Consider the following 24688-nt stretch of genomic DNA (forward strand, 5'->3'; position numbering starts at 1 on the left):
GGACGGTGAGAGGACCGTTCATCCTCGCATGCTGCCCGACTATCGATAGTTCAGCCGGTTTTGCACGAAATTTCTGTGAGAGTGCACACCTGCCCCACCTGCCCCACGCGTTACCGCGAGCTGAACGCCGCGTCGAACGCCGCAGCCGGCGGGTCGAACGCGTTGCGCTTCACGAACTCCAGCGCCTCGGGCGCGCCGAGCAGCCGGTCCATCCCCGCGTCCTCCCACTCCACGGAGATCGGCCCGTCGTACCCGATGCTGTTCAGCGCCCGGAACGAGGCCTCCCACGGCACGTCGCCGCGGCCGGTCGAGACGAAGTCCCAGCCCCGTCGCAGGTCGGCCCACGCGAGGTGCGAGCCGAGCCGCCCGTTGCGGCCGTTGCCCAGCCGGAGCTTCACGTCCTTGCAGTCCACGTGGTAGATCCGGTCCGCGAACTCGAGGATGAAGTCGACCGGGTCCAGCTGCTGCCAGATGAAGTGGCTCGGGTCCCAGTTGAGCCCGAACGCCTCCCGGTGGCCGATGGCCTCGAGCGTGCGCACGCAGGTCCAGTAGTCGTACGCGATCTCGCTGGGATGCACCTCGTGCGCGAACCGGACGCCCACCTCGTCGAACACGTCGAGGATCGGGTTCCAGCGGTCGGCGAAGTCCTGGTAACCCGCGTCGACGGCCTCCTGCGAGACCGGCGGGAACATCGCGACGTACTTCCAGATGCTCGACCCCGTGAAGCCGACGACCGTCTTGACGCCGAGCTTCGCGGCCAGCCGGGCCGTGTGCTTCATCTCCTCGGCGGCCCGCTGCCGGACGCCCTCGGGGTCGCCGTCGCCCCACACGACGTCGGGCAGGATGTCGCGGTGCCGCTGGTCGATCGGGTCGTCGCAGACGGCCTGGCCCTTGAGGTGGTTGGAGATCGCCCAGACCTTGAGGCCGTACTTCTCGAGGATCGCGAGCCGGCCGGCGACGTACTCCTCGTCGTCCCAGCGCCAGGGGTCCAGGTGGTCGCCCCAGCAGGCGATCTCGAGCCCGTCGTAGCCCCAGCCGGACGCCAGGCGCGCCACCTCCTCGAACGGCAGGTCGGCCCACTGCCCGGTGAACAGGGTGATCGGTCGGGTCATCGTCAGCTCTCCTTGGTCACAGAGGTCCACCTGCTGTCGTCGGCGGCCGACCGCTCGACGGCGTCCAGCACGCGCTGCACCACGAGCCCGTCGGCGAAGCTCGGCTCCGGCTGACGTCGCGACGCGATCGCGGTGACGAGGTCCACCGCCTGGTGCGTGAAGGCGTGCTCGTACCCGAGCCCGTGGCCCGCCGGCCACCAGGCTGCCACGTAGGCGTGCTCGGGCTCGGTGACGACGATCCGCCGGAAGCCCGCGACGGCCGCCGGGTCCGACGCGTCGAAGAAGTGCAGGACGTTCATGTCCTCGAAGTCGAACGCCAGCGAGCCGGCCGACCCGTTGATCTCGAGCCGGATGGCGTTCTTGCGGCCCCACGCGAACCGGGTGGCCTCGAACGTCGCCAGTCCTCCGCCGGACATCCGGCCCAGGAAGATCGCGGCGTCGTCCACCGTCACCGGTCCTGTCTCGGTGCTCGACGAGGTGCCGTGCAGTCCACCGAACGACTCGGCGACCGGCCGCTCCCTGACGAACGTCTCCAGCACCGCGGACACGCCCGTGACCGACTCTCCCGTGACGAACTGGGCGAGGTCGATGATGTGCGCGCCGATGTCCCCGAGCGCACCGGACCCGGCCTTCTGCTTGTCCAGCCGCCAGGACAGCGGCGCCTGCGGGTCCGCGATCCAGTCCTGCAGGTACTGCGCGCGCACGTGCCGGACGGTGCCGATGCGGCCGTCGGCGACGAGCGTGCGGGCCAGCTGGATCGCGGGCACGCGGCGGTAGGTGAAGCCCACCATCGCCAGGCCCTCGCTGGCCTCGGCCGCGCGCACCATCGCCTCGGCCTCCTCGACGGAGTTGGCCAGCGGCTTCTCGCACAGCACGTGCTTTCCCGCGGCGAGCGCGGCGATCGCGATCTCGGCGTGGGTGTCGCCCGGCGTGCAGATGTCGACCAGGTCGACGTCGTCGCGGGAGACGACTGCCTTCCAGTCCGTCTCCGTGCTCGACCAGCCGAGCTTGGCGGCGGCAGCCTCGACGCCCTGGCGATTCCGGCCGGCGACGACCGTCATGTCGGGGCGCATCGGCAGGTCGAAGAACCGGGGGGCGTTGCGCCAGGCCTGCGAGTGCGCGATCCCCATGAACGCGTACCCGATCATGCCCACGCCCAGGCGCGGGGGTGCTGCTGTCACGGCTCCTCCTTCTGACGCCGGGCGGGCCCCCTGCGGAGAGGGACCCGCCCGGCTCGGTCAGGCTGGCTCAGGACTCGAAGGCCGTCGGCAGGTACTGGTCGACGTTGTCCTTCGTGACGACGGGCGCGTACAGCTGGACCTTGCGGGGCACCTCGACCTCGACCAGGTCGCTCATCGACTTGCCCTGCACCAGCAGGCGGGCCAGCTTGATGCCGTCGGCGGCCTGCGTCGACGGGTAGATGACCGTCGCCTTGAGCACCGTGTTGTCGGCCTTGATGGCCTCCATGACGTTCTTCGAGCCGGCGCCGCCGACCATGAAGAACTCGTCGCGACCCGCGTTGTCGATGGCGGCCAGGACGCCGACGCCCTGGTCGTCGTCGTGGTTCCAGATGGCGTCGAGCTGCGGCGCGGCCTGCAGCAGGTTGGCCGCGGCGGCCTCGCCGCCCTGGACCGTGAAGTCCGCCGCCACGCGGTTGCTGACCTTCAGGCCGCACTCGGCGAGCGCGTCCTTGAAGCCGCGGCTGCGGTCCTGCGTCAGGGGCAGGGAGTCGATGCCGGCGATCTCGGCGACCTTGGCGTCGGGCTTGCCGCCCAGCTCGCCGCAGATGTACGCGCCGGCGCTGACGCCCATGCCGTAGTTGTCGCCGAGCACGGTCGTGCGGGCCGCGTTCGGGCTGTCGAACTCGCGGTCGACGTTGATGACGACGATCCCGGCGTCCATCGCCTTCGTCGCGACCTCGGTGAGCGCCGCGCCGTCGAACGGCAGCAGCACGATGGCGTCGACCTTGTCGTTGATGAACTGCTCGATCTGGCTGATCTGCACGTTCACGTCGTTCGTGCCCTCGGCCTGGACCAGCTCCACGTCCGAGTACTTGGCGGCCTCGTCGACGGCCGACTTCGTGATCGAGCCCATCCACCCGTGGTCGGCGGCCGGCGCGGAGAAGCCGATGACGACCTTGTCGCCGGGCTCGTCGTTGCCCGTGGCGGCAGCGGCGGGAGGTGCAGCGGCGTCCGTGCTGGTGTCCTCAGGGGTGTTGGACGTGCAGCCGGTGACGACGAGCGCGAGGGCTGCGGTGGTACCGGCCAGAGCGAGCCAACGCCGGCGCAGTGGTGCTGCGGACATGACGATCCTCCTTGATCGAACGGGCATGACTGAGATGGGCACAGCTGAGCGGGTGGTGGGGTCAGGTTCCGGCGCGGCTGCGCTCGGCGATGCGCTGCTGGAGCAGCACGGCGACGACGATGATCACGCCCTTGGCGATGTTCTGCGCCGAGATGGACAGGTTGTTCTGCGTGAACACGTTGGTGAGCGTGGTGAAGATCAGGACGCCCAGGACGGTGCCGACGATCGTGCCGCGGCCGCCGATGAGCAGGGTGCCGCCGACGACCACGGCGGCGATGGCGTCGAGCTCGTAGAACTGGCCGTTGGTCGAGCTGCCGGCCGTCGTGCGGCCGAGCATCATCAGGCCGCCGATGCCCGCGGTCAGACCGCACAGGGCGTACAGGTACATCGTGTGGCGCTTCACCTTGATGCCCGCGAGCCGGGCGGCCTCGGGATTGCCGCCGACGGCGATGGTGCGGCGCCCGAAGGTGGTCCGGTTGAGCACGATCCAGCCGGCGACCGCGACGACCACGAAGATCCAGACCAGCATCGGGATGCCGAGGAAGTCGTCGCGGAAGAAGTCGAGGAACCCCTGGACCTTGACCACCTGCGTCTGGCGGTTGGCGATGATCTCCGCCAACCCGCGCGCGCCGACGAGCATGGCGAGCGTCGCGATGAACGCGACGACCTTGCCGTAGGCGATGAGCACGCCGTTGACGAGCCCCGCGCCCAGGCCGACCAGGAGCGCGCACCCGACCATGACGATCCAGTGCGAGTTCTGCGCCATGGTCTGCGTGGCCAGCGTGGACGCCCAGACCGAGGCGAGGCCGATCACCGAGCCGACGGAGAGGTCGATGCCACCGCCCGTGATGACGAACGTCATCCCGATGCTGATCACGCCGAGCACCGCCGCGAGCCGCAGGATCGTCAGCAGGTTGTCGATGCTCGCGAACCGCTCCCCCGCGGTGATCACCCCGAACACGCAGATCGCGACCAAAGCGATCACCAGACCGAGGTTGCGACCCGCGGCGCCCGAGAGGAGGCCGCCCCGCGTCGTGGTCGAGGAGACGTTCTCGACCCGGGAGCTCTCGTCGGCGGCCGGCACGGCTGCCGTGATGTCCTGCTCGCTCACGCGGCACTTCCTTCCATGACGAGGTCGAGCACGCGGTGCTCGTCGATGCCGGACGCCGGTCCCTCGTGGACCACGCGCCCTTCGGAGATGACCAGGACGCGGTCGGCCAGGCCGAGCACCTCCGGGATCTCGCTGGACACCACCACCACGGCCGCACCCAGGGCGGCCAGGTCGGCGATCAGGGCGTAGATCTCCGCGCGGGCGCCGACGTCGACGCCGCGCGTGGGCTCGTCGAGCAGGAGCACCCGGCAGCCGTGCACCAGCCAGCGGGCCAGCAGGACCTTCTGCTGGTTGCCGCCCGACAGGGTGCGCGCGCTGCGGTCCGGGTCGGTCGGTCGCACGTCCAGGGCGTGGATCTGCTCCTTGGCGACGCGGCGCTCGGCGCCCTCGTCGAGGAACGACGCCGTGGAGTTGCGCGTGAAGGTCGAGAGCGTGATGTTGCGGTAGACCGGCTCGTCGAGGATGAGGCCCTGGCTCTTGCGCTCCTCGGGGCACAACCCGATGCYGGCCTTCACCGCATCGCTGACCGAGCCGGCCCGCAGGCGGCGGTCCCCCACCGAGACGGTGCCGGCGGTGGCGCGACGGGCGCCGAACACGGTCTCGAGGATCTCGGTGCGGCCGGAGCCGACGAGCCCCGCGAGGCCCACGACCTCGCCCGCGCGCACCTCGAACGACACGTCGCTGAACGCCCCGCGCAGCGCGAGGCCGTCGACGCTCAGCACCGTGGCGGCGTCCTCGGCGACCGGGGGGCGCGGCGCGATGGCGTACTCGACGTTGCGGCCGGTCATCAGCTTGATCAGCTCCGCGGTCGGCGTCTGCGCCGCCGGGAGGCCCGTCGCGACGGTCCGCCCGTCCTTGAGGACGGTGATCCGGTCGCCGATCTGGCGGATCTCGTCCAGGCGGTGGGAGATGTAGACGACCGCGACGCCGGACGCGGTGAGCTCGCGGACCACGCGGAAGAGGTTGGTGACCTCCTCCGCGTCGAGCACGGCCGACGGCTCGTCCATGACGATCACGCGGGCGTCGTGCGACAGGGCGCGGGCCATGCTGACGATCTGCTTGCCGGCGGCGGACAGACGCCCGACCTCACGGTGCGGCGAGATGTCGGGGTGGCCGAGGCGCTTGAGCAGCGCGCGGGTCCGGGCCGKGGCCGCGCGGCGCTGCGAGAAGCCGGCGGTGGCCAGCTCGTGGCCGAGGTAGATGTTCTCCGCGACGGACAGCCCGTCGACGACGTCGAGCTCCTGGTACATCGTCGCGACGCCGAGCTTCAGCCCCGCCACCGGGTGGGCGATGGTGACCGGGCGGCCGTCGAGCAGGATCTCGCCCTCGTCGGGCTGGTGGGCGCCGGCCAGCACCTTGATCAGCGTCGACTTGCCCGCGCCGTTCTGGCCGAGCAGGCAGTGGACCTCGCCGGCCCGGATCTCCAGGTCGACGCCGTCCAGCGCCCGGGCTCCCGGGAACTGCTTCACGATGCCGCGCATCTGCAGCAGCGGCGGGTCCTCGTTGACCATGGGCGAGAACGTAGAACCCACTTCTGTCGTTCGTCAAGCAAAAGTCGCCACTGATGTGTCATGGTTACGTGAACGTGACCTACACAAGGCGGAATGGTTCACTGTGCGCATGGACGAGCTCCTCAAGTTCGCCCCCAAGCCGACGGGCGCTGGGGAGATGTTCCAGCTCCTGCGGGACGGGCAGCCCCGGACCCGGTCCGACCTGGCCACCCTCACCGGGCAAGCGCGTTCCACGATCGCCGCCCGTGTCGACCTCCTGCTGTCGTCGGGCCTCGTCGCGCCGGCGGGCGAGGCCAGCTCCACCGGCGGTCGCCCACCAGCGACCTTCGCGTTCAACCCGGCGGCCCGCGTCGTGCTSGCGGTCGAYCTCGGCGCCACCCACTCCCGGCTCGCGCTCACCGACCTCGTCGGCACCGTCCTGGCCGAGCACCACGAGCCCATCGCGATCTCCGAGGGCCCCGGCCCGGTCCTGGACCGCGTGGTCGAGCTCGGGCTGGCTCTGCTCGGCACCGCGGGTCGGCCGATCAGCGATCTGGTCAGCGTCGGCGTCGGCCTGCCCGGACCGGTCGAGCACTCCACCGGGCGGCCGATCAACCCGCCGATCATGCCGGGCTGGGACGACGCCGACGTGCCCGGGCTCCTCGCCCGCAAGCTCCGCGTCCCGGTGCTCGTGGACAACGACGTCAACGTGATGGCCCTCGGCGAGCACACCTCGCAGTGGCCCGAGGTCGACCACCTGCTCTTCGTCAAGGTGGCCACCGGCATCGGCGCCGGGATCATCTCCGACGGTCAGATCCGCCGCGGCGCCCAGGGCGCGGCCGGCGACCTCGGGCACATCGCGGTGCCCGGCGGCCTCGACCTGCCGTGCCGCTGCGGGAACACCGGCTGCCTCGAGGCCGTGGCCAGCGGCCCGGCCATCGCAAGCGCCCTGTCCAACGCCACCACCAGCGCCGACGTCGTCGCGCTGGTCCGCGCGGGCGATCTCGACGCCAGCCGCGAGGTGCGGGAGGCCGGCCGGCACATCGGCGAGGTGCTCGCCGCGTGCGTGAGCATGCTCAACCCGTCGGTCATCGTCATCGGCGGCGTCGTCGCCGAKGCCGGCGAGCACCTGCTCGCCGGGATCCGCGAGGTGGTCTACCGGCGCTCCCTGCCGCTGGCCACGCAGCACCTGCGCATCGTCGCGTCCCGCACCAAGGGCCGCGCCGGCGTGCTCGGCGCCTCGGCCATGGCCTCCGAGCACGTCCTGTCCGCCGTCGCCATCGACGCACTCATCGCCTGACCTCCCGGAGGATCGCGTGACCCAGCAACGCCGAGCTCTCGTCGTCCGTGGCGGGTGGGACGKGCACGCCCCCGAGGAGGCGGCCGAGCTCTTCGTCCCGTTCCTGCGCGAGCACGACTTCGACGTCGTCGTCGAGGGGTCGCTCGAGGTCTACGCCGACACCGACCTCATGGCCGCCACCGACCTGGTGGTCCAGTGCTGGACCATGGGCGACATCCTGGCCGACGAGCTGCGCGGCCTGCGCACCGCCGTCGCCGCCGGCACCGGGTTCGCGGGCTGGCACGGCGGGATCGTCGACTCGTTCCGGATCGCCACCGACTACCTGCAGCTGGTAGGCGCCCAGTTCGCGGCGCACCCCGGCGGCCCCCTGGTCGAGCACACGATCAACGTGACCGGCCACCACCCGATCGTCGAGGGCGTGCACGACTTCAGGCTGCGCTCCGAGCAGTACTGGCTGCTGACCGACCCGCTGAACGACGTGCTGGCCACGACCACGATCACCCCGGGTCCCGACGACCCGTGGCACGCCCCCGTCACGTCGCCGGCCGTCTGGACGCGCCGCTGGGGTGCCGGCCGCGTCTTCGTCTGCGCGCCCGGCCACCAGCTGGCCGACCTCGAGATCCCCGCGGTCCGCACGATCATCGAGCGCGGCCTGCTCTGGGCGAGCCGCGAGCCCTAGGGCTCGGGCGTGAGGCCGCGCCGGGCGAGCAGGACGTGTCCGTGCCCGGCACGCTCGTCGCCGCGGGCACGGCCCGCCGGCCGGGTCCGTCACGCGGCCCCGGCCTCGGCACGCCTCGCCAGGTCGCCCACCTCGCGCGCGACCGTCGCCCACAGCGGAGCGGGCAGGTCGTGCCCGACGCCGGGGAACGTGACCAGCCGCCCACCATCGACCGACCGCGCGGTCGCCCGCGCTGCGCTCACCCGCAGGATGGGGTCCTGCTCGCCGTGGAGCACCAGTGCGGGCGCGCGCAGGTCGCGCAGTCGCGGGCCGTGCCACTGGGCGCCGATCTGGCGGCTCTGCGCCTTGGAGTCCCGCGGCCCGCTGTCGACCTCCCGCTCGATCCACTCCCGCGCGGCGTCCTCGTCGAACGGGTATGCGGGCGACGCCACCCCCCGCGCCACGGCGAGGCTCGCCTGGAGGTCACCGTCGCGCCCCTCGGGAAACGTGGTCCGCGCGAGCTTCGCCAGCAGACCGACGCGCAGGTAGCGCACGACACCGAGACCGGACACGTCGCTCGGCAGCGCGGCGGAGGAGACGACGGACCGGACGCGGTCGGGATGGCGCAGGGCGATGCGCTGCGCGACCGCGCCACCCAAGGAGTGGCCGAAGACGTGCGCCGCCGGCCAGCCCAGCTCGTCGAGCACCGCGACAGCGTCGTCGACCATGTCCTCCGCCGTGTACGCATCGCCCTTCTTGCCGAAGAGCGCCGCGAAGGGGTTCGAGCCGGCGACGTCGGGCATCCGGGACGACTCGCCCGCGTCTCGCTGGTCATAGCGGGCGACCGCGAAGCCCTCCGCCGCGAACGCCTCGCACAGGCCCGTCGGCCACCAGAACCGCGACGTGCCCAGACCCATGACCAGCAGCAGGGGCATCCCCTCCGAACCGGCGAGGCGATCGAAGGCGATGTCGACCGAGCCGTTCCGGGCGTGCTTCGTGGGCGTCCAGGCGCTCTCGCCGGTGCGGGGTCGGTCGGTCATCGTGACACTCCAAGCGTAATTGCGATCAGTGTTCGCTATTCTACCCCCCAGGATGTGCCGGTGGCCGTGAGAGAGGGTGTGCGGGTGGAGAACGAGCAGACGAGCATCTGGTTGCGTCCCGAGCGTGGGAGTCGCGGGCGGGCCCCGGAGCACACCCGGGACAGCATCGCCGCGGCCTCGATCCGGCTGGCGGACGACCTCGGGCTGGCGGCCGTGACCATGCGCTCCGTCGCCCAGCAGCTCGGTGGCGGCTCGGCGTCTCTCTACCGCTACGTGCAGTCACGCGACGAGCTGGTGGAGCTCATGGTCGACCAAGTCAACGGCGAGATCGACTACCGCGGGCTCGACGGCTCCGACTGGCTCGCCGACCTGCTCGTGCTCGCTCGGGAGAGCAACGCCGTATACCTCCGGCACCCCTGGCTCACGGACGTCCCGATGACGATCGACCTCGGCCCACGCTCGGTCGAGTACCTGGAGCACGCGCTCGCCGCGCTGCGCGACGTCGACGTCGACGGGCACCGCAAGCTCGAGGCCATCGGCGTCTTCAGCGCGGTCGTCCGGCTCCTCGCCCGGACGCAGATCGAGCAGCGAAGCCTCGACCCGGCGGACCGGCGCCGACAGCTCGCCGCCGCCCAGCACCTGGCGGCCGTCACCCGAGGTGGTGCCCACCCGCACCTCGCCGCCGCCCTGGCGCCCCCGCCGACCGCCGCGGACGAGGACCAGGCCGAGCGTGTGCTCACCCGACTCCTGCTCGGTCTGCTCGTGGGGTGACCTGCTACCCGCGGCTCTGCCGGTAGACGTACCGCTCCGCAGGCTGGAACCCGAGGCCGGTGTACAGGGCGGCCGCCGCCGTGTTGTCGGCCTCGACCTGCAGGAACGCGCGCCGCGCCCCGCGCTGCGCGCCCTCGTCGAGCGCGCGGAGCGTGAGCGCCATGCCCAGCCCGCGACGCCGCGCGACCGGGTGGACCACGAGGCACGAGAGGGCGACCCAGTCCTCGGCGAAAGCCGCCCGGATCACACCGACCGGGCCCGTCGGGTCGGTAGCCGTCAGGTAGATCGCCGGAGACCCCACCAGGACCGTGCGCGCCAGTCGGACAGCTGCCGCGTCGTCACCGTCGTCCGGGTCCCCCAGCCGGGACTTCGACGCCGACCAGGCCCTCAGCCACGGCTCGTCGGGCGTGTCGGCCACCGACATCCGCACGCCGTCGGGGCGCCGGGCCGGCGGGCGCCCGGACTCGTCGATCTCCCGGACCAGGACGTCGGTTCGCGCCACCGTGGCGTACCCGCGCGACTCGAGCAGGTCGTCCAGCGCCGGTGTCGCCGCCCGGCACACCCGCACGATCGACGGCTGCCCCGCCTCCGCGTACAGCGCCTCGACCCGGTCGAGCGCCGCGCCGAGGTCCGGCGGGGAGCCGAGCGGCAGGACGCTGTTCGCCCGCCGGGTCAGGCCACCCGACAACCCGACCCGCCACCCGTCCACGTCGACCACCCGCGCCGGCGGCCAGGTCGCGGACTCCACCAGCGCGCCCGGCGCGTCCGGCGGCGTCCAGGTGTGCACGCGCAGGTGCACCTCGACGTGCCCCCAGTCCCGCTCGGGGACCGCGACGAACCCCAGCCGCTTGTACAGCCGCTGGGCGGCCTGCATCGAGTCGAGCGTCGAGAGCACCACGCGCCTCGCGCCGCTCGCGACCGCCTCGCGCAGCGCCGCGGACACCAGCAGCTCGGCGATCCCCCGACGACGCGCCTCGGGTGCCACCGCGAGCATCCGGATCTCGAGCTCGCCCGGCTCAGCGATCTCCGCGTACGACGTGCCGTACGGCGCGAGAGTCACCGTGCCGACCACGACGAGGTCGTCGGGCTCGGCGTCCCCGCCGTCGCCCTCGCCCGGGGGCAGCAGCGCGACCAGCAGCGTCGCCTCGCGCGAGCGCCGCTCGGCGTCGCGCAGCTCGTCCGCGTACGAGTCGGTCGCGTCGACCAGCCGGTCCGCCAGGTAGGCCTCCGCGGTCAGTGCACCGGCGTCGGCGACGTGACCGCCACGGGCCACCCGGACCACCGCGCTGCTCACGTCAGCCCTCCTCGGCGTCGCCGGACGGGCTGTCCCCGACGCCTGACGGGCTGTCCCCGACGCCTGACGGCCCCTGCGCCAGCAGGGCCTCGAACCCGGCCTCGTCCAGGATGCGCAGCCCGAGCTCGCGCGCCCTGGCCTCCTTGGACCCGGCGTTCTCCCCGACGACCACGTAGTCCGTCTTCTTCGAGACGCTGCCCGCCGACTTGCCGCCGCGGGCCAGGATCGCCTCCTTGGCGCCGTCGCGGCTGAACCGCTCCAGCCCACCGGTGACCACGACCGTCAGCCCCTCGAGCGTGCGCGGCGCGGACTCGTCGCGCTCCTCGGTCATCCGCACCCCGGCCGCGGCCCACTTCTCGACGATCGCCGCGTGCCACTTGTCGTCCTCGCCCGGCTGCTCGAACCAGGCCACGACGGCGGCCGCGATGGTCGGCCCGACCCCCTCGGCCGCGCCGATCTCCTCCTCGGTGGCCGTGGCGATCGTCGGGATCGACGCGAAGTGCTGCGCCAGCGCCCGGGCGGCGGTCGGCCCGACGTGCCGGATCGACAGCGCGACGATCACGCGCCAGAGTGCCGTCTGCTTGGCCTTCTCCAGGTTGCCCAGCAGGGCCGTGCCCGTGGCGTTCAGGTCCCCGGCCTCGCGGACGACGCCGCCGACCTTCGAGCTGGTGGAGAGCGTGAACAGCGGCACCTTGCGCAGCGCCTCGGCATCCAACGCGAAGAGATCGCCCTCGTCGGTGACCACGCCCGCGGTGAGCAGCGCGCTGGCCGCCTCCCAGCCGAGCGCCTCGATGTCGAACGCCCCGCGGGACGCGACGTGGAACAGCCGCTCGCGCAGCTGGGACGGGCAGGACCGCTGGTTGGGGCAGCGGATGTCGACGTCGCCCTCCTTGGCCGGCGCCAGCGGCGTGCCGCACGACGGGCACTCGGTCGGCATGACGAACGCGTGCTCGGTGCCGTCGCGCAGGTCCACGACCGGCCCGACGATCTCGGGGATCACGTCGCCGGCCTTGCGCAGCACCACGGTGTCGCCGATGAGCACGCCCTTGCGCGCCACCTCGCTCGCGTTGTGCAGCGTCGCCATCTCGACCGTCGACCCCGACACGAACACCGGCTCCATCACGCCGAACGGCGTCACTCGCCCGGTGCGCCCGACGTTGACGCGGATGTCGAGGAGCTTGGTGTTCACCTCCTCGGGTGGGTACTTGTACGCGACCGCCCACCGCGGCGCCCGGCTGGTCGAGCCGAGCCGGCGCTGCAGCGCGATCTCGTCGACCTTCATCACGATGCCGTCGATCTCGTGCTCGACGTCGTGCCGGTGCTCGCCGTAGTAGGCGATCATCTCCCGCACGCCGTCCAGCCCCTCGACGATCCGCGTGTGCCCGGAGACCGGCACGCCCCACGACGCCAGCAGGTCGTACACCTGCGACTGCCGCTCGATCCCCGTGCCGCGGCCCGCACCCCACACCAGGGCGCCGATGCCGTGCGCGTACATCCGCAGGTCCCGCGACGCGGTCACCCGCGGGTCCTTCTGCCGCAGCGAGCCCGCCGCCGCGTTGCGCGGGTTGGCGAAGGGGCTCTTGGCCGCCTCGACCTGCGCCGCGTTGAGCTCGGCGAACGCGGCGACCGGCAGGAACACCTCGCCGCGGATCTCGATGCGCTCGGGGTGGGTGGCCGGGTCGCCGCCCAGCACGGCCGGGATGGTCGAGATCGTCCGGACGTTCAGCGTGACGTCCTCGCCGGTCCGCCCGTCGCCGCGGGTCGCGGCGCGCACCAGCCGGCCGTTCTCGTACAGCAGCGCGATGGCCAGCCCGTCGATCTTGAGCTCGCACAGGTAGTGCAGGGTGGCGTCGGACTCGAGGTCCCGGTGCAGGCGCCCGGCCCAGGTGTCGATGTCCTCGTCGGAGAACGCGTTGTCCAGCGAGAGCATCCGCTCGACGTGCTCGACGGAGGCGAACTCCGTGGAGAACGTGCCGCCCACCCGCTGCGTCGGCGAGTCCGGCGTGCGCAGCCCGGGGTGCTCCTCCTCGAGGGCCTGCAGCTCGCGCATCCGCTCGTCGTACTGCTGGTCCGACGACACAGGGGCGTCCCGGAGGTAGTACGCGAACTGGTCCGCCTCGATGAGGGCGGCCAGCTCGGTCCAGCGGTGGCGGGCTGCGGCGGGGATCTCGCGGGCGGCGGCGTCGTCGTCGATCTCGTTGCTCACGGACCCATCATGTCGCGGAGCACCCACACCTACCCGCGACGGCGCGACGTGATCAGCAGCCCCGCGCACACCAGCACGCCGCCGACCGCGAGCACCGCCCCGGCCGCGAAGAGCGCGGGCGACGCGGACGCCACGACGACCTCCGTCGGCTCCCCCGCCACGTCCCACGTGCAGATGGCCTGCGGCGKGACGACCGTGTACCGCACGCTCGCGTCGTCCGTCCCGGCGGCGTAGGCCTGCACGCACGGGTCGGGGTCGTTCTTCGACGACGTCAGCGCCGTCACGCCGATGCCGGTGTAGCAGATGACGAGCAGGACCATGCCCACGATCGCGGCGCCGGACGCCACGAGCAGCGCCAGGGAACGCCTCACGCTCGGCTGTGCAGCCACCCTCAGTCCTCCGCTCGTTCCGCGACGATCCGCGCGGCGCGCACCAGTCCGGCCAGCACGGCGCGGGCGTCGTCGGGACTGCCCTTGCCGGTGATGTCCCCCGCCAGCAGGACGACGTCCCGCAGGCCCGCCATCGGCAGCCCGACGGACCGCCACGGCCGGGTGAGGCTGTCGGCCTGCCCGGTGACGTCCGGGCCGGCGCACTGCGACGAGGCCTGCGGCGGCAGCTCGGGCCAGAAGGCGAGACCGCCCTCGACCACCTCGGCGACCTTCTCCCAGCTGTGCTCGTCGAGCGCGTCGACCGCGAGCGCGAAGCCGTCGACGCCCGCCGCGCGGATCGCGCCCAGGGACGTCCAGGCMGTCCCTCCGTGCACCACGACGCGTGCCCCCTCGAGCGCCCGCACGCCGGCGGCCACCGCCGAGATGCGCTCGGCCGCGACCGGCCCCGGMACCGACCGCAGCGCGGAGTACCCGGAGAACGACGGCAGGACGCCGGCCATGACCTGCGCGAGCAGGGGCTCGTGCAGCAGGACGGTCGGCTCCGCGCCCGGCACGGAGCGGCGGATCGCGGCCAGGTGCTCGCCGATGCCCGCAGCCAGCGACGCGGCGAGCTCGCGGACGGCGCCGGCGTCGGACACCACGCGGTCGCCGCGCGAGAGGTAGAGGGAGGCCGCGAGCGTCATCGGCCCGAGGACGGGGACCACCAACGGGCCGACGTACCCGTGCCCGGCGACCGCGAGCGCGTCGACGTCCTCGCGCACGTACGCCTGCGCGCGGGCGAGGTCACGGCTGGGTCGGTCGGCCAGCTTCCAGCCGTGCGGGCCCAGCTCGGTGGGCAGCTCCGCCAGCAGCGCCGCGGCACGCCCGGTCCGGTCGCCCCACGGGCCACGCTCGGCCAGCAGGACCGTGAACGGCAGGCCGGCCACCTCCGACGGGGTGTCGACGAGGTCGCCGACGACGACGGTCTGCGCCTCGAGCACGTCGAGCCCCGGCCACGGACCGGTTCCTGTGACGGACGGTCGCGCGCCGCTCACCCGGCGACGCCGACCGTGGCCCGGCGCGCGGCCGTGACGGTGGCCTGCCCGAGCACACGCGTGCCGTCGTAGAGGACCGCCGACTGCCCGGGCGCGACGCCCCGCAGCGAGGCGTCCTCGAGCGCGACCTCGACCAGCCCGTCGCGCAGGGTTGCCCGGGCGGGGACGGCGGCGCCGTGCGCTCGGACTTGCAGGGAGCACGCGAACGACCGGTCCGGGTCCTCGAACCAGACGGCCCGGTCGGCCTCGACGGTCCGCACCACGAGGTCGTCGGCGGACCCCACGACCACGCGGTTGTTGGCCGGCTCGACCGAGAGCACGTACCGAGGCTTGCCGTCGGCCGCGGGCCGGCCGATGGACAGGCCGCGGCGCTGCCCGACGGTGTACGCGTACGCGCCGTCGTGCTGCCCGAGCACCGCACCGGCCGCGTCGACGATCTCGCCGGGCTGGGACCCGAGCCGGTCGCGCAGGAAGCCCTGGGTGTCCCCGTCGGCGACGAAGCAGATGTCGTACGAGTCGGGCTTGGCGGAGACGGAGAGCCCGCGGGCGGCCGCCTCGGCACGCGTCTGCTCCTTCGAGACCACGTCACCCAGCGGGAACATCGACCGCGCGAGCCGCTCCGGACCCATCACGGCGAGCACGTAGGACTGGTCCTTGGCCAGGTCGCGGGCCCGGTGCAGCTCGCGGGTGCCGTCGGCGCGGGTCTCGATGCGCGCGTAGTGGCCGGTGCAGACCGCGTCGAACCCGAGGGCCACGGCCTTGTCGAGCAGCGTGGCGAACTTGATGTGCTCGTTGCACCGCACGCACGGGTTGGGGGTGCGGCCGGCCTCGTACTCGGCGACGAAGTCCGCGACGACGGTCTCCTCGAACCGCTCGGACAGGTCCCACACGTAGTACGGGATGCCCAGCACGTCGGCGGCCCGGMGCGCGTCGCCGGCGTCCTCGATCGAGCAGCACCCGCGCGAGCCGGTGCGGAACTGGTCCCGCGTGCGCGACAGCGCCATGTGCACGCCGACGACGTCGTGCCCGGCGTCGACCGCGCGCGCGGCGGCGACCGCGGAGTCCACGCCGCCGGACAGGGCGGCCAGCACGCGCATCAGGACACCGCCCCGAGGGTGGCCAGGCCGGCCGCGCGGGCCCGGTCGACGACGCCCGGCAGGACGGCCAGCAGCGCGTCGACGTCGTCGGCGGTCGAGGTGTGCCCGAGGCTGAACCGCAGCGCGCCGCGCGCGGCGATCTCGTCGACCCCCATCGCCAGGAGCACGTGGCTGGGCCGCGGGACGCCCGCCTGGCACGCCGACCCCGTCGACGCCTCGATGCCCGCGGAGTCGAGCAGGTAGAGCAGCGAGTCGCCCTCGCACCCGGGGAACGTGAAGTGCGCGTTCGCTGGCAGCCGGCGCGAGGTGTCCCGCGGGCCGCGCAGCACCGCGTCCGGCACGACCGACGCGACCCCCGTCACGAGGCTGTCCCGGAGCGCTCCCACCCGTGCGGCGAAGGCGTCCCGACCGGCCACGGCCTGGTCGACGGCGAGCCCGAACGACGCCAGCAGGGCCGCGTCGAGCGTGCCGGACCGCACCCCGCGCTCCTGCCCACCGCCGTGCAGCACCGGCGTGAGGTCGAGCCCGCGCCGGGCCAGCAGCGCACCCGCGCCACCCGGTCCGCCGACCTTGTGCCCGCTGACGGTGAGGGCGTCGAGCCCGGAGGCGCCGAAGTCGACCGGGACCTGCCCGACGGCCTGCACGGCGTCGGCGTGCACGGGCACCCCGAACCGGCGTGCCAGCGCGACGACGTCGTCGAGGGGCTGCAGCGACCCGACCTCGTTGTTCGCCCACATCACGGAGATCAGCGCGGCCTGCTCGCCGTGGCGCTCGAGCTCCTCGCGCAGGGCGTCGACCTCGAGCACGCCGTCGGCGTCGACCGGCAGCAGCACCAGCTCCGCGCCCGCGTGCTCGGCCATCCAGAACGCCGGGTCCAGGACCGCGTGGTGCTCGACGGCCGACACCAGCAGGCGTCGCCGGCCCGGGTCCTGCGTGCGGCGGGCCCAGAACAGGCCCTTGACCGCGAGGTTGTCCGCCTCGGTGCCGCCGGACGTCCAGACGACCTCGCTCGGCCGCGCACCCAGGGCAGCCGCGAGCCGCTCGCGGGACTCCTCGACCACGCGTCGGGCGGCGCGGCCGGACGCGTGCAGGGACGAAGGGTTGCCGGGGTGCGCGAGCTGCTCGGCGAGCACCCGCGCGGCCTCCGGGATCATGGGCGTGGTCGCCGCATGGTCGAGATACACGCTCATCGGGGTCCATCCTACGAACCGCGCGGCATCACCTCGGACGCACAGCCTGTGGGACGACCTCATACGGCGGTGCATCTCCTGGCAGGATGTGCCGCGTGAGTGCCGACGACGTCATCGACCTCCCGCGCGCCTTCAGCGGCCAGCGGCTGGACTGGCGTGACCTCCCGAGGCCGGTCCGGGCCAGGATCGCCGAGCTGGCCGGCTCCCAGGTCACCGCGGAGACCAGCGCGACCAGCGGCTTCAGCCCCGGCTTCGCGGCCGTGCTCGAGCTCGCCGACGGTCGGGGTGTCTTCGTCAAGGCCGTCTCCGCCGAGCAGAACCCGCTCTCCCCGGACCTGGCCCGCGCCGAGATCCGGGTCTCGCACGCCCTGCCCCCGCAGGTTCCCGCTCCCCGGCTGCTGTGGTCGTCCGACGACGACGACTGGGTCATCCTCGGGTTCGAGGTGGTGCACGGCCGCTCCCCCGAGCTGCCGTGGAAGCCCGACGACCTGCGCGCGGTCGCCGACGCGCTGGGAGCGCTCGCAGACGCCGAGCCGTTGCCGGGCCACCAGCTGCCCCGCACCGACGACCAGCTGGCGGAGAACTTCACGGGCTGGCGCCGGCTGGACGCCCTCGACGACGAGTCGTTGGGTCGCTATGCCGAGCTGGCCGGCGACGCGGGCCGGTGGGCGCTGGAGAACCTCGAGCAGCTGGTCCTCTGGGAGCAGGACTCCCTGCGCGTGTGCGCCGGCGACKCCCTCGTGCACGGGGACCTGCGCGCCGACAACGTSATGATCGACCCSGACCACCAGCACCGCGTCTGGCTCATCGACTGGCCGCACGCCAGCGTCGGCGCGCCGTGGCTGGACCTCGCGTTCATGCTGCCCAGCGTCGCGCTGCAGGGCGGCGGCGACCCGGCGACGAACTTCCGGCAGCACGCGGTCTCGGACGGCGTGCCCGACGACGACCTGCGGGCGGGGCTCGCCGGGCTGTCCGGCTACTTCGCGTGGAACTCCCGCCAGCCCGCACCGCTAGGCATCCCGAACCTGCGCCGGTTCCAGGCCGCGCAGGGCCTGGCGACGGTCCGGTGGCTCCGCGAGCTGTCCTGACCCTCAGGCCTTGTCGTCGCCCTTGAGCTTCTGCTCCCGGTCGCGCAGCTGCGCCTCCCAGTCCTTGAGCATCTGCTCGTGGGTGGTGTCGGACTGACGCATGCCGGCCAGGAACTCGTCGTCGTCGTCCGGACCGGACCGACGCGGCCGCTCGTACTCCGGGAACCCGGCCGTCTGCGTCGACGGCCACGGCACGTTGCGGGACGGCCGGTGCTCGGGCCGCCCGGCGACCAGCCACGCGATCCCGCCGACCACCGGGATGATGATGATGACGAACACCCAGGTGGTCTTGGAGAGGTTCCGCGGGACGTCGGTCTGGATGCAGTCGATCAGGCAGTAGACCAGCAGGCCCAGCTCGATCAGGTACGGCAGGTAGCGGATCACGGTCTCTCCTCGGGCGCCCCTCCCCGGTGTGCGGACTCCCCGGGACCGACGCGCACGCTAGCGAACGGTGGATCGGGTTGTCCGGCGATCCGCCGCGCGCCCGAGCCGATCACCCGGACGGACCACTCAGCCGAGCACCGCGGACGAGGATCCCCAGCCGACCAGGGTGTGCCCGACCGCCCCGGCCCCCAGGAGCCCGCCGGGCAGGTCGACGCGCCAGACCTCTCCCCCGTCGTCGAACCGGTACGCGACGAGCACGCCGACCCCGGGCCAGTCGTCCGGCGACGTCACGTCACCGGGTCCCTCGGGCCGCTGCTGCGAGCTGAGCAGGTGCCTCCCGTCCGTGACCAGGCCGCCCAGCGTCAGGCCCGGCCCGACGGGCGCCCGCCAGAGCTCCTCACCGGTGCGCCCGTCCACGGCGACGACGCCGCCACCCGTGCTCAGGTACACCCGGCCGCGCAGCACGAGGGCGTCGCCCGCGGGGACGTGCCGGACCGTCCAGCGCACCGCTCCCGTGGACCGGTCGTACGCGCGGACGACGTTGTCGGCCATGAGGACGAGGTCCGGCACGCTGCCGTCGTCCGCCGAGACCCGCATCTGCTGCCCGCTCAGGACGAGGTCGGGGCCGCCGCCGACGATCGTCGTGCGCGGGGTGCCCTGCTCGTCGCCGGCGACGGCGGCCACCGTCGCCGTGGCCGGGTCGGCCACGTAGCCCAGGCTCGCGTCGAGGCCCGTCCGGACCACCCGGCCGGTGGTGTCCAGCAGGGCGATCCGCCGGCCGGGCATGACCACGCCCACCCCGTCGGCGGTGGCGAACATCGACGTGGACCCGTCGGCGTAGCCGCTGTCGTCCGGCACGACGGGAGCGCCCGGGACGGTCGTCTGCCACTCCCGCTGACCGCTGACCAGGTCCGCGGCGGTGACCGCGACGGCTCCGTTCGCGGCCGGCTCGGCGGTCACGGCCAGGCCGGCCAGCACGGTGAACGCGACGACGGAGGGAGCCGGCCGGACGGCGACCACCGAGCCGTCGTCCACGTCCGCCACCACCAGGAGGCCGGTCGAGGAGKGGACGTAGACYATCGCCGTGTCGCGGTAGGTGAGGAAGGCGTCGGTCACCAGGCAGACCACCCGACCCGTGCCGCCCGGCTCCAGGACGCACCCGCCGACCGAGGTGAAGCCGTCGGCACCGTGGTCGACGGTGTGCGCGGCGGCGAGCGTCGTCGTCCACCGCCGCTCCCCGGTCCGCTCGTCGACGGCCACGAGGGCCTGCGCGTTGTCGTCCGACTGCTGCAGGCCGATCAGCGACCCGTCGACGGCGATCCCCGACTGGAGCGCCGCCTGCGTGCCGGGCCCCGGTTCCCACAGGACCCGCAGGTCGGCGTCGACGGGCCGGACGACGCCGGGCACCGCGGCCAGCGCCGCGACGGCCGCGCGCTCGCGCGCGTCGACCACCAGCTGCACGCCCGCGAGCGCGATCACGGCCAGCACCGGGACCAGGAGCCACAGGCGGGACCGGCGCCGTCGCGTCGGCGGCTGCTCGTCGGAGGCCTCGCGCTCGTCGAGCTCGACCTCCCGCATGCCCTCGTGCCGAGCCATGGCCGGAGACTATCCGCGCCGGCCGCCGATCGGCCCGAGCTCCCCCCGGTCGGCCGAGCCGGAGCGCGCTCGGACGGTCGCCGTCAGCCCTTCAGTCGTCGGATCTCCGCGGCGGCCTGCGGCACCACCGTGAACAGGTCACCCACCACGCCGAAGTCGGCGATCTCGAAGATCGGCGCGTCGGGGTCGGAGTTGATCGCGACGATGGTGCCCGACGCCTGCATCCCTCCGCGGTGGTGGACCGCGCCCGAGACGCCGACGCCGACGTAGAGCCGCGGGGCGATGGTGACGCCGGTCTGGCCGATCTGGGCGTCGTGCCCGATCCAGCCCTCGTCGGTGGCCACGCGCGTGGCGCCGACCGCGCCACCGAGCACGTCCGCGAGCTCCTCGACCACCGAGAAGTCCCCCTCGGTGCCGCGGCCGCCGGCGACGACGACGCTCGCGCTGCCCAGGTCCGGCCGGCCGCTGGCGGGCCGCTCGGTGCGCTCGACCAGCGTGACACGCCGGGCCTTGGCGCTCGCCGTGACGACGTGCTCGACGATCTGCGGTGCGACGCCCTCCACAGTCGAGGCCTGCACGGAGTTGGGCTTGACGGTGACGATCGCGATCGGCGCGGTGACCGCGCAGGCCGTGGTCCACGTCCCGGCGAACACCGTCTTGGAGGCGACGTACCGGCCGTCGACGAGCGCGAGCCCGTCGGCGTCGGTGACCACCCCGGCGCCGGTGCTCACCGCGAGGCGCGCGGCGGCCTCCTTGTTCTCGAACGACGAGACGGCCACCAGCAGGTCGGCGCCCGTGGCGTCCAGCACCGACGCGAGCGCCTCCGCCAGCACGGCGGACAGGTGCAGGTCCGCGTCGGCGACGATCCGGTGGACGTGCGTGGCCCCCAGGGCGGCCAGCTCGGCGACGACGTCGGCCGACGGCTCGACGCCGTCCACGGCCCACGCGGCGTGCACGCCGGCGTCACCGGCCAGCCCGCGGGCGAGCGTGAGGAGCTCGCGCACGGGGGCGCGGACGGCTCCGGCCTCGGTGTGGTCGACGAGCACGAGCACGGGAGCGGTCACGGCGGCGATCCTTCGTTGGGGGGTCAGACGAGCTGGTTGTCGACGAGGTACGCGGCGAGCCGGAGGCCGGCGTCCCCCGTGTCCTGCACCAGCACGCGGTTGTCGCGGGGCGGGCGGGCGGCGGCCTCGAGCACCTCGGTGCGGGCGCCCGCGGCACCGACCCGGGCTGCGTCGACGTCGAGGTCGGCCAGCGTCAGGGTGGTGATCGGCTTCTTGCGGGCGGCCATGATGCCCTTGAAGTTGGGGTAGCGGGGCTCGTTCGCCTGGTCCGTGACCGACACCAGAGCCGGCAGCGCGGCCTCGAGCACCTCGGCGACGTGGTCGAGGTTGCGGCGCACGCGCACGGTGCCGCCCTCGACCGTCAGCTCGGCGGCGAGCGGCAGCGCCGGGAGGTCGAGCAGCTCCGCGAGCGCCGTCGGCAGGAGCGAGGTGAGCCCGTCCAGGCCCGCCATGCCGGTGATGACCAGGTCGACGTGCTCCTGCGCGTCGAGGTACCGCACGGCCGCGGCGAGCACCCGCGCGGTGCCGACGACGTCCGAGCCGGCGACGGCGTCGTCGACGACGTGCACGGCCTCCTCGGCGCCCAGCTGCAGGCCACGCCGGACGGCGTCCGCGGCGTCGTCGGGACCCACGGTCAGGGCCACCACGGACCCCTCGTGCGCCTCGACGAGGGCGAGCGCGGCCTCGAGCGCGTTCTCGTCCAGCTCGTTGATGGTGCCGTCCCCGCCGTCGCGGACCACGCGACCGTCGGGGCCCAGGGCCCGCTCGGACTGGATGTCAGGGACATGCTTCACGCAGACGACGATCCTCACCCGCGGAACGTTACCGCCCGCCCCGGACGCGGCGAGCACGCGTCCACCGGGCGCTGCCACCCGACACGTGTGGGCTTGCGTCCCCCACAATGTCGGGGTGACCCAGCCTTCCCCCCGCCGCCGCGCGCCGCGCCTCGGTGTGCACGTCACCGACGAGGGCGTCGACGTCGCCGTCCTCGCCGCGCACGCGACCGGCGTCGACCTGTGCCTGTTCGACGGCCCGGACCACGAGCACGAGCGCCGGATCCGCCTCGACGGCCCGGTGCACGGGGTGTTCAGCGCGTCCGTCCCCGGCGTGCGCGCCGGCCAGCGGTACGGGTTCCGGGCGCACGGCCCGTGGGAGCCGGCGGCGGGCCACCGCTACAACCCGGCCAAGCTGCTGGTCGACCCGTACGCCCGGGGCCTGGACGGCGAGGTCGCGCACACGCCCCAGACGTACGGCCACGTCGTCGGCGCCGACCTCGTCGGCGACCCCTACGGGCCGGCGGACCCGCGCGACTCCGCCGGGCACGTCCCCTACTCGGTCGTCGTCGACACCCGCGACCTGCCCGGCCCCGACCCCGCCGCCAACCGTCCGTGGACCCCGTGGAGCCAGACCGTGGTGTACGAGGCGCACGTCCGGGGCCTGACCAGGCTGGCCGACCGGCTGCCCGAGGACCTGCGCGGCACCTACGCCGGCCTCGCGCACCCGGCGGTCATCGACCACCTGCTCGCGCTGGGCGTCACGGCCGTCGAGCTGCTCCCCGTGCACGCGTTCGCCGACGAGCCCCACCTGGTGGAGAAGGGGCTGACCAACTACTGGGGCTACAGCACCCTCGGCTTCTTCGCCCCGCACGCGCGGTTCGCGACGAAGGCCGCGCAGGCCCAGGGCCCCGACGCGGTGCTCGCCGAGCTGCGGGGGGCCGTGCACGCGCTGCACGAGGCCGGCCTCGAGGTCCTGCTGGACGTGGTCTACAACCACACGTGCGAGGGCGGCCTGCCGGGCCAGCACATCTCCTGGCGCGGGCTCGACAGCGCGACGTACTACGCGCACGACGGGGGTGCGCCGGCCGCGCTGGCCGACGTCACGGGCACGGGGAACACCCTCGACTTCCGCCGGGCCGAGGTGGTCCGCATGACGCTGGACTCGCTGCGGTACTGGGCGGACGTCGTGGGCGTCGACGGCTTCCGGTTCGACCTGGCGGTGACGCTCGGGCGCGACGCCGGCGGCTTCTCCCCGGACCACCCCGCGCTCGTGGCGATGGCCGTCGAGCCSKCGCTGCACGGGCTCAAGCTCATCGCGGAGCCCTGGGACGTCGGCCCCGGCGGCTGGCGCACCGGGCAGTTCCCGATCCCGTTCGCCGAGTGGAACGACCGGTTCCGCAACGCCTCCCGCTCGTTCTGGCTGGGCGACCCCGGACGCGCGGCGCACGGCCTGCCCGGCCACCGCGTGCGCGACCTGGCCACGCGTCTGGCGGGGTCCGTCGACCTGTTCGGGCACAGCGACCCGCCGCTGGTCCGCGGGCCCGGCACGTCCGTCAACTACGTCACCGCGCACGACGGCTTCACGCTCGCGGACCTGGTCGCGTACGAGCACAAGCACAACGCGGCCAACGGCGAGCAGAACCGCGACGGCAGCGACGACAACCGGTCCTGGAACCACGGCGTCGAGGGGCCGGTGGAGCCGCACTCCCCGGCCGTCGACCTCGTGCCGCTGCGGCGCCGCTCGATCCGCAACCTGCTGGCGACCCTGGTGCTCGCCGCCGGCACGCCGATGATCACCGCCGGCGACGAGATGGGCCGCACGCAGCGCGGCAACAACAACGCGTACTGCCAGGACGACGAGACGTCGTGGGTGCGCTGGGACCTGTCGCCGTGGCGCAAGGACCTGCTGGCCACGGCGCGGTGGCTGCTCCTGCTGCGTCGCGAGCACCCCGCCCTGCGCACCGAGCGGTTCTACTCGGGCCGGCCGTACGTGCCCGGCAAGCGCCCGGACCTCGCCTGGTTCGACGCGCTGGGCATGGCGTTCGACCACGACCGGTGGCACGACCCGTCGATCCGGACGCTGCAGATGGTCCGGACCGCTCCGCCGCCGGAGCGCGACACCGTGCTGCTGGTCATCAACGGCTCGCTCGACGCCGTCCACCTCATCCTGGCCGACGACCACGGCGGCCGGTGGCGCCTGGCGTGGGACTCCGTGTGGGAGAACCCGGCCGAGGAGCGCGCCGCGGCGATCGAGGGCGGCCTGCACGCCGAGCCGGGCGAGGCGACGGTCGTCGAGGCGCTGAGCATGCGGGTCTACGTGCTGGCCTGAGCCGTGCTGGCCTGAGCCGTGCTGGCCTGAGCCCCRTTGCGGCTGGGTCGGACCATCGCGGTCGGACCCGGCTCGTCGAAGCCGTAGTCGCGGTACAGGCCGTGGGCGTCGCGCGTGAACAGGGTCCAGCGGAACGACGCGCCCGGGCCGTCGTCGATCATCGCGGTCAGCAGCCGTCGGCCCAGGCCGTCCCCGCGGTGGCCGGCGTCGACGATCACGTCGGCCAGGTAGGCGAAGTCGACGCCGTCGGACACCGCCCGCGCGAACCCGACCTGCTGGCCCGTGGCCTCGACGTAGACGCCGACCACGCGCCAGGCGCTGTCGAGCTGCCGCTCGAGGTCGTCCCGGCTGCGCCACCGGCCCCAGTACGCCTCGGTGGACAGCAGCCGCCAGACCGCGTCGCGGTCCAGCCGGTCCCGGGAGTCGCTCAGCTCATACGTCACGACACGGATCGT

22 protein-coding genes are annotated in these 24688 nt (G+C 73.6%); 5 read left to right on the forward strand and 17 right to left on the reverse strand.

Annotated features, from left to right (window positions below):
• Positions 1-110 precede the first annotated feature (110 nt).
• The 5 genes from ACXJKG_RS03410 to ACXJKG_RS03430 all read right to left on the reverse strand — a co-directional run bounded on the left by ACXJKG_RS03410 (position 111) and on the right by ACXJKG_RS03430 (position 6038).
• Complete coding sequence (locus ACXJKG_RS03410; protein WP_456844355.1) at positions 111-1112, reverse strand: sugar phosphate isomerase/epimerase family protein; 1002 nt, start codon at positions 1110-1112, stop codon at positions 111-113.
• A gap of 2 nt (positions 1113-1114) precedes the next feature.
• Positions 1115-2260, reverse strand: a complete 1146-nt coding sequence (locus ACXJKG_RS03415; RefSeq protein ID WP_456844382.1) for a Gfo/Idh/MocA family protein — start codon at positions 2258-2260, stop codon at positions 1115-1117.
• Between the two features lie 100 nt (positions 2261-2360).
• A complete protein-coding gene (locus ACXJKG_RS03420; protein ID WP_456844356.1) occupies positions 2361-3416 on the reverse strand; it encodes a substrate-binding domain-containing protein in 1056 nt (351 codons plus the stop codon).
• 61 nt (positions 3417-3477) lie between these two features.
• Positions 3478-4527: an ABC transporter permease gene (locus ACXJKG_RS03425; protein ID WP_456844357.1), complete on the reverse strand. Its 1050-nt coding sequence runs from the start codon at positions 4525-4527 to the stop codon at positions 3478-3480.
• Positions 4524-6038 (reverse strand): sugar ABC transporter ATP-binding protein, encoded by a 1515-nt coding sequence (locus ACXJKG_RS03430; protein WP_456844358.1) that lies wholly within the window; start codon positions 6036-6038, stop codon positions 4524-4526. Before ACXJKG_RS03430 ends, ACXJKG_RS03425 begins: the two co-directional genes overlap by 4 nt.
• Positions 6039-6147: 109 nt before the next feature.
• Between ACXJKG_RS03430 and ACXJKG_RS03435 the strand changes: the two genes are divergently transcribed.
• Together ACXJKG_RS03435 and ACXJKG_RS03440 are read left to right on the forward strand one after the other, a co-directional pair.
• On the forward strand, positions 6148-7317 hold the full coding sequence (locus tag ACXJKG_RS03435; RefSeq protein ID WP_456844359.1) for an ROK family protein: 1170 nt from the start codon (positions 6148-6150) through the stop codon (positions 7315-7317).
• 16 nt (positions 7318-7333) lie between these two features.
• Positions 7334-7996: a ThuA domain-containing protein gene (locus ACXJKG_RS03440; RefSeq protein WP_456844360.1), complete on the forward strand. Its 663-nt coding sequence runs from the start codon at positions 7334-7336 to the stop codon at positions 7994-7996.
• 89 nt (positions 7997-8085) lie between these two features.
• On the opposite strand, the gene ACXJKG_RS03445 is transcribed toward ACXJKG_RS03440, so the two are convergent.
• Positions 8086-9015 carry an alpha/beta fold hydrolase gene (locus ACXJKG_RS03445; RefSeq protein ID WP_456844361.1) on the reverse strand — a complete coding sequence of 310 codons (930 nt, stop codon included), beginning with the start codon at positions 9013-9015 and terminating at the stop codon, positions 8086-8088.
• Positions 9016-9099: 84 nt separating this feature from the next.
• On the opposite strand from ACXJKG_RS03445, the gene ACXJKG_RS03450 reads away from it, so the two are divergent.
• Positions 9100-9786: a TetR/AcrR family transcriptional regulator gene (locus ACXJKG_RS03450; protein WP_456844362.1), complete on the forward strand. Its 687-nt coding sequence runs from the start codon at positions 9100-9102 to the stop codon at positions 9784-9786.
• Between the two features lie 4 nt (positions 9787-9790).
• Here the strand turns inward: ACXJKG_RS03450 and ACXJKG_RS03455 are convergent, their stop codons facing one another.
• Genes ACXJKG_RS03455 through ACXJKG_RS03480 form a run of 6 tightly spaced genes read right to left on the reverse strand, consistent with a single transcriptional unit; the run spans position 9791 to position 16996 of the window.
• A complete protein-coding gene (locus tag ACXJKG_RS03455) occupies positions 9791-11080 on the reverse strand; it encodes a GNAT family N-acetyltransferase (protein ID WP_456844363.1) in 1290 nt (429 codons plus the stop codon).
• A gap of 1 nt (position 11081) precedes the next feature.
• On the reverse strand, positions 11082-13286 hold the full coding sequence (gene ligA / locus ACXJKG_RS03460; protein WP_456844364.1) for an NAD-dependent DNA ligase LigA: 2205 nt from the start codon (positions 13284-13286) through the stop codon (positions 11082-11084).
• Between the two features lie 29 nt (positions 13287-13315).
• Positions 13316-13657, reverse strand: a complete 342-nt coding sequence (locus ACXJKG_RS03465) for a hypothetical protein (protein WP_456844365.1) — start codon at positions 13655-13657, stop codon at positions 13316-13318.
• Positions 13658-13677: 20 nt separating this feature from the next.
• Complete coding sequence (locus ACXJKG_RS03470) at positions 13678-14709, reverse strand: hypothetical protein (RefSeq protein WP_456844366.1); 1032 nt, start codon at positions 14707-14709, stop codon at positions 13678-13680.
• Entirely contained in the window at positions 14706-15806 is a 1101-nt protein-coding gene (gene mnmA, locus ACXJKG_RS03475; RefSeq protein WP_456844367.1) for a tRNA 2-thiouridine(34) synthase MnmA, read from the reverse strand. Before mnmA ends, ACXJKG_RS03470 begins: the two co-directional genes overlap by 4 nt.
• Positions 15806-16996: a cysteine desulfurase family protein gene (locus tag ACXJKG_RS03480; RefSeq protein WP_456844368.1), complete on the reverse strand. Its 1191-nt coding sequence runs from the start codon at positions 16994-16996 to the stop codon at positions 15806-15808. The genes mnmA and ACXJKG_RS03480 overlap by 1 nt, the downstream gene beginning before the upstream one ends.
• A gap of 86 nt (positions 16997-17082) precedes the next feature.
• Between ACXJKG_RS03480 and ACXJKG_RS03485 the strand changes: the two genes are divergently transcribed.
• A complete protein-coding gene (locus tag ACXJKG_RS03485) occupies positions 17083-18084 on the forward strand; it encodes a phosphotransferase family protein (RefSeq protein WP_456844369.1) in 1002 nt (333 codons plus the stop codon).
• A gap of 3 nt (positions 18085-18087) precedes the next feature.
• On the opposite strand, the gene ACXJKG_RS03490 is transcribed toward ACXJKG_RS03485, so the two are convergent.
• The 4 genes from ACXJKG_RS03490 to ACXJKG_RS03505 all read right to left on the reverse strand — a co-directional run bounded on the left by ACXJKG_RS03490 (position 18088) and on the right by ACXJKG_RS03505 (position 21940).
• Positions 18088-18468: a PLDc N-terminal domain-containing protein gene (locus ACXJKG_RS03490; protein WP_456844370.1), complete on the reverse strand. Its 381-nt coding sequence runs from the start codon at positions 18466-18468 to the stop codon at positions 18088-18090.
• Positions 18469-18594: 126 nt separating this feature from the next.
• On the reverse strand, positions 18595-20064 hold the full coding sequence (locus ACXJKG_RS03495) for an outer membrane protein assembly factor BamB family protein (RefSeq protein WP_456844371.1): 1470 nt from the start codon (positions 20062-20064) through the stop codon (positions 18595-18597).
• An 83-nt stretch (positions 20065-20147) separates the two neighbouring features.
• Positions 20148-21128, reverse strand: a complete 981-nt coding sequence (locus ACXJKG_RS03500) for an electron transfer flavoprotein subunit alpha/FixB family protein (protein WP_456844372.1) — start codon at positions 21126-21128, stop codon at positions 20148-20150.
• A gap of 23 nt (positions 21129-21151) precedes the next feature.
• Positions 21152-21940 carry an electron transfer flavoprotein subunit beta/FixA family protein gene (locus ACXJKG_RS03505; RefSeq protein WP_456844373.1) on the reverse strand — a complete coding sequence of 263 codons (789 nt, stop codon included), beginning with the start codon at positions 21938-21940 and terminating at the stop codon, positions 21152-21154.
• 97 nt (positions 21941-22037) lie between these two features.
• Between ACXJKG_RS03505 and glgX the strand changes: the two genes are divergently transcribed.
• Positions 22038-24233, forward strand: coding sequence for a glycogen debranching protein GlgX (glgX, locus tag ACXJKG_RS03510; RefSeq protein ID WP_456844374.1), 2196 nt, complete (start codon positions 22038-22040; stop codon positions 24231-24233).
• Here the strand turns inward: glgX and ACXJKG_RS03515 are convergent.
• On the reverse strand, positions 24218-24676 hold the full coding sequence (locus tag ACXJKG_RS03515; RefSeq protein ID WP_456844375.1) for a GNAT family N-acetyltransferase: 459 nt from the start codon (positions 24674-24676) through the stop codon (positions 24218-24220). The two genes, glgX and ACXJKG_RS03515, sit on opposite strands and share 16 nt — an antisense overlap.
• Positions 24677-24688: the final 12 nt, after the last annotated feature.

This window comes from Cellulomonas sp. P5_C6 (assembly GCF_054049635.1).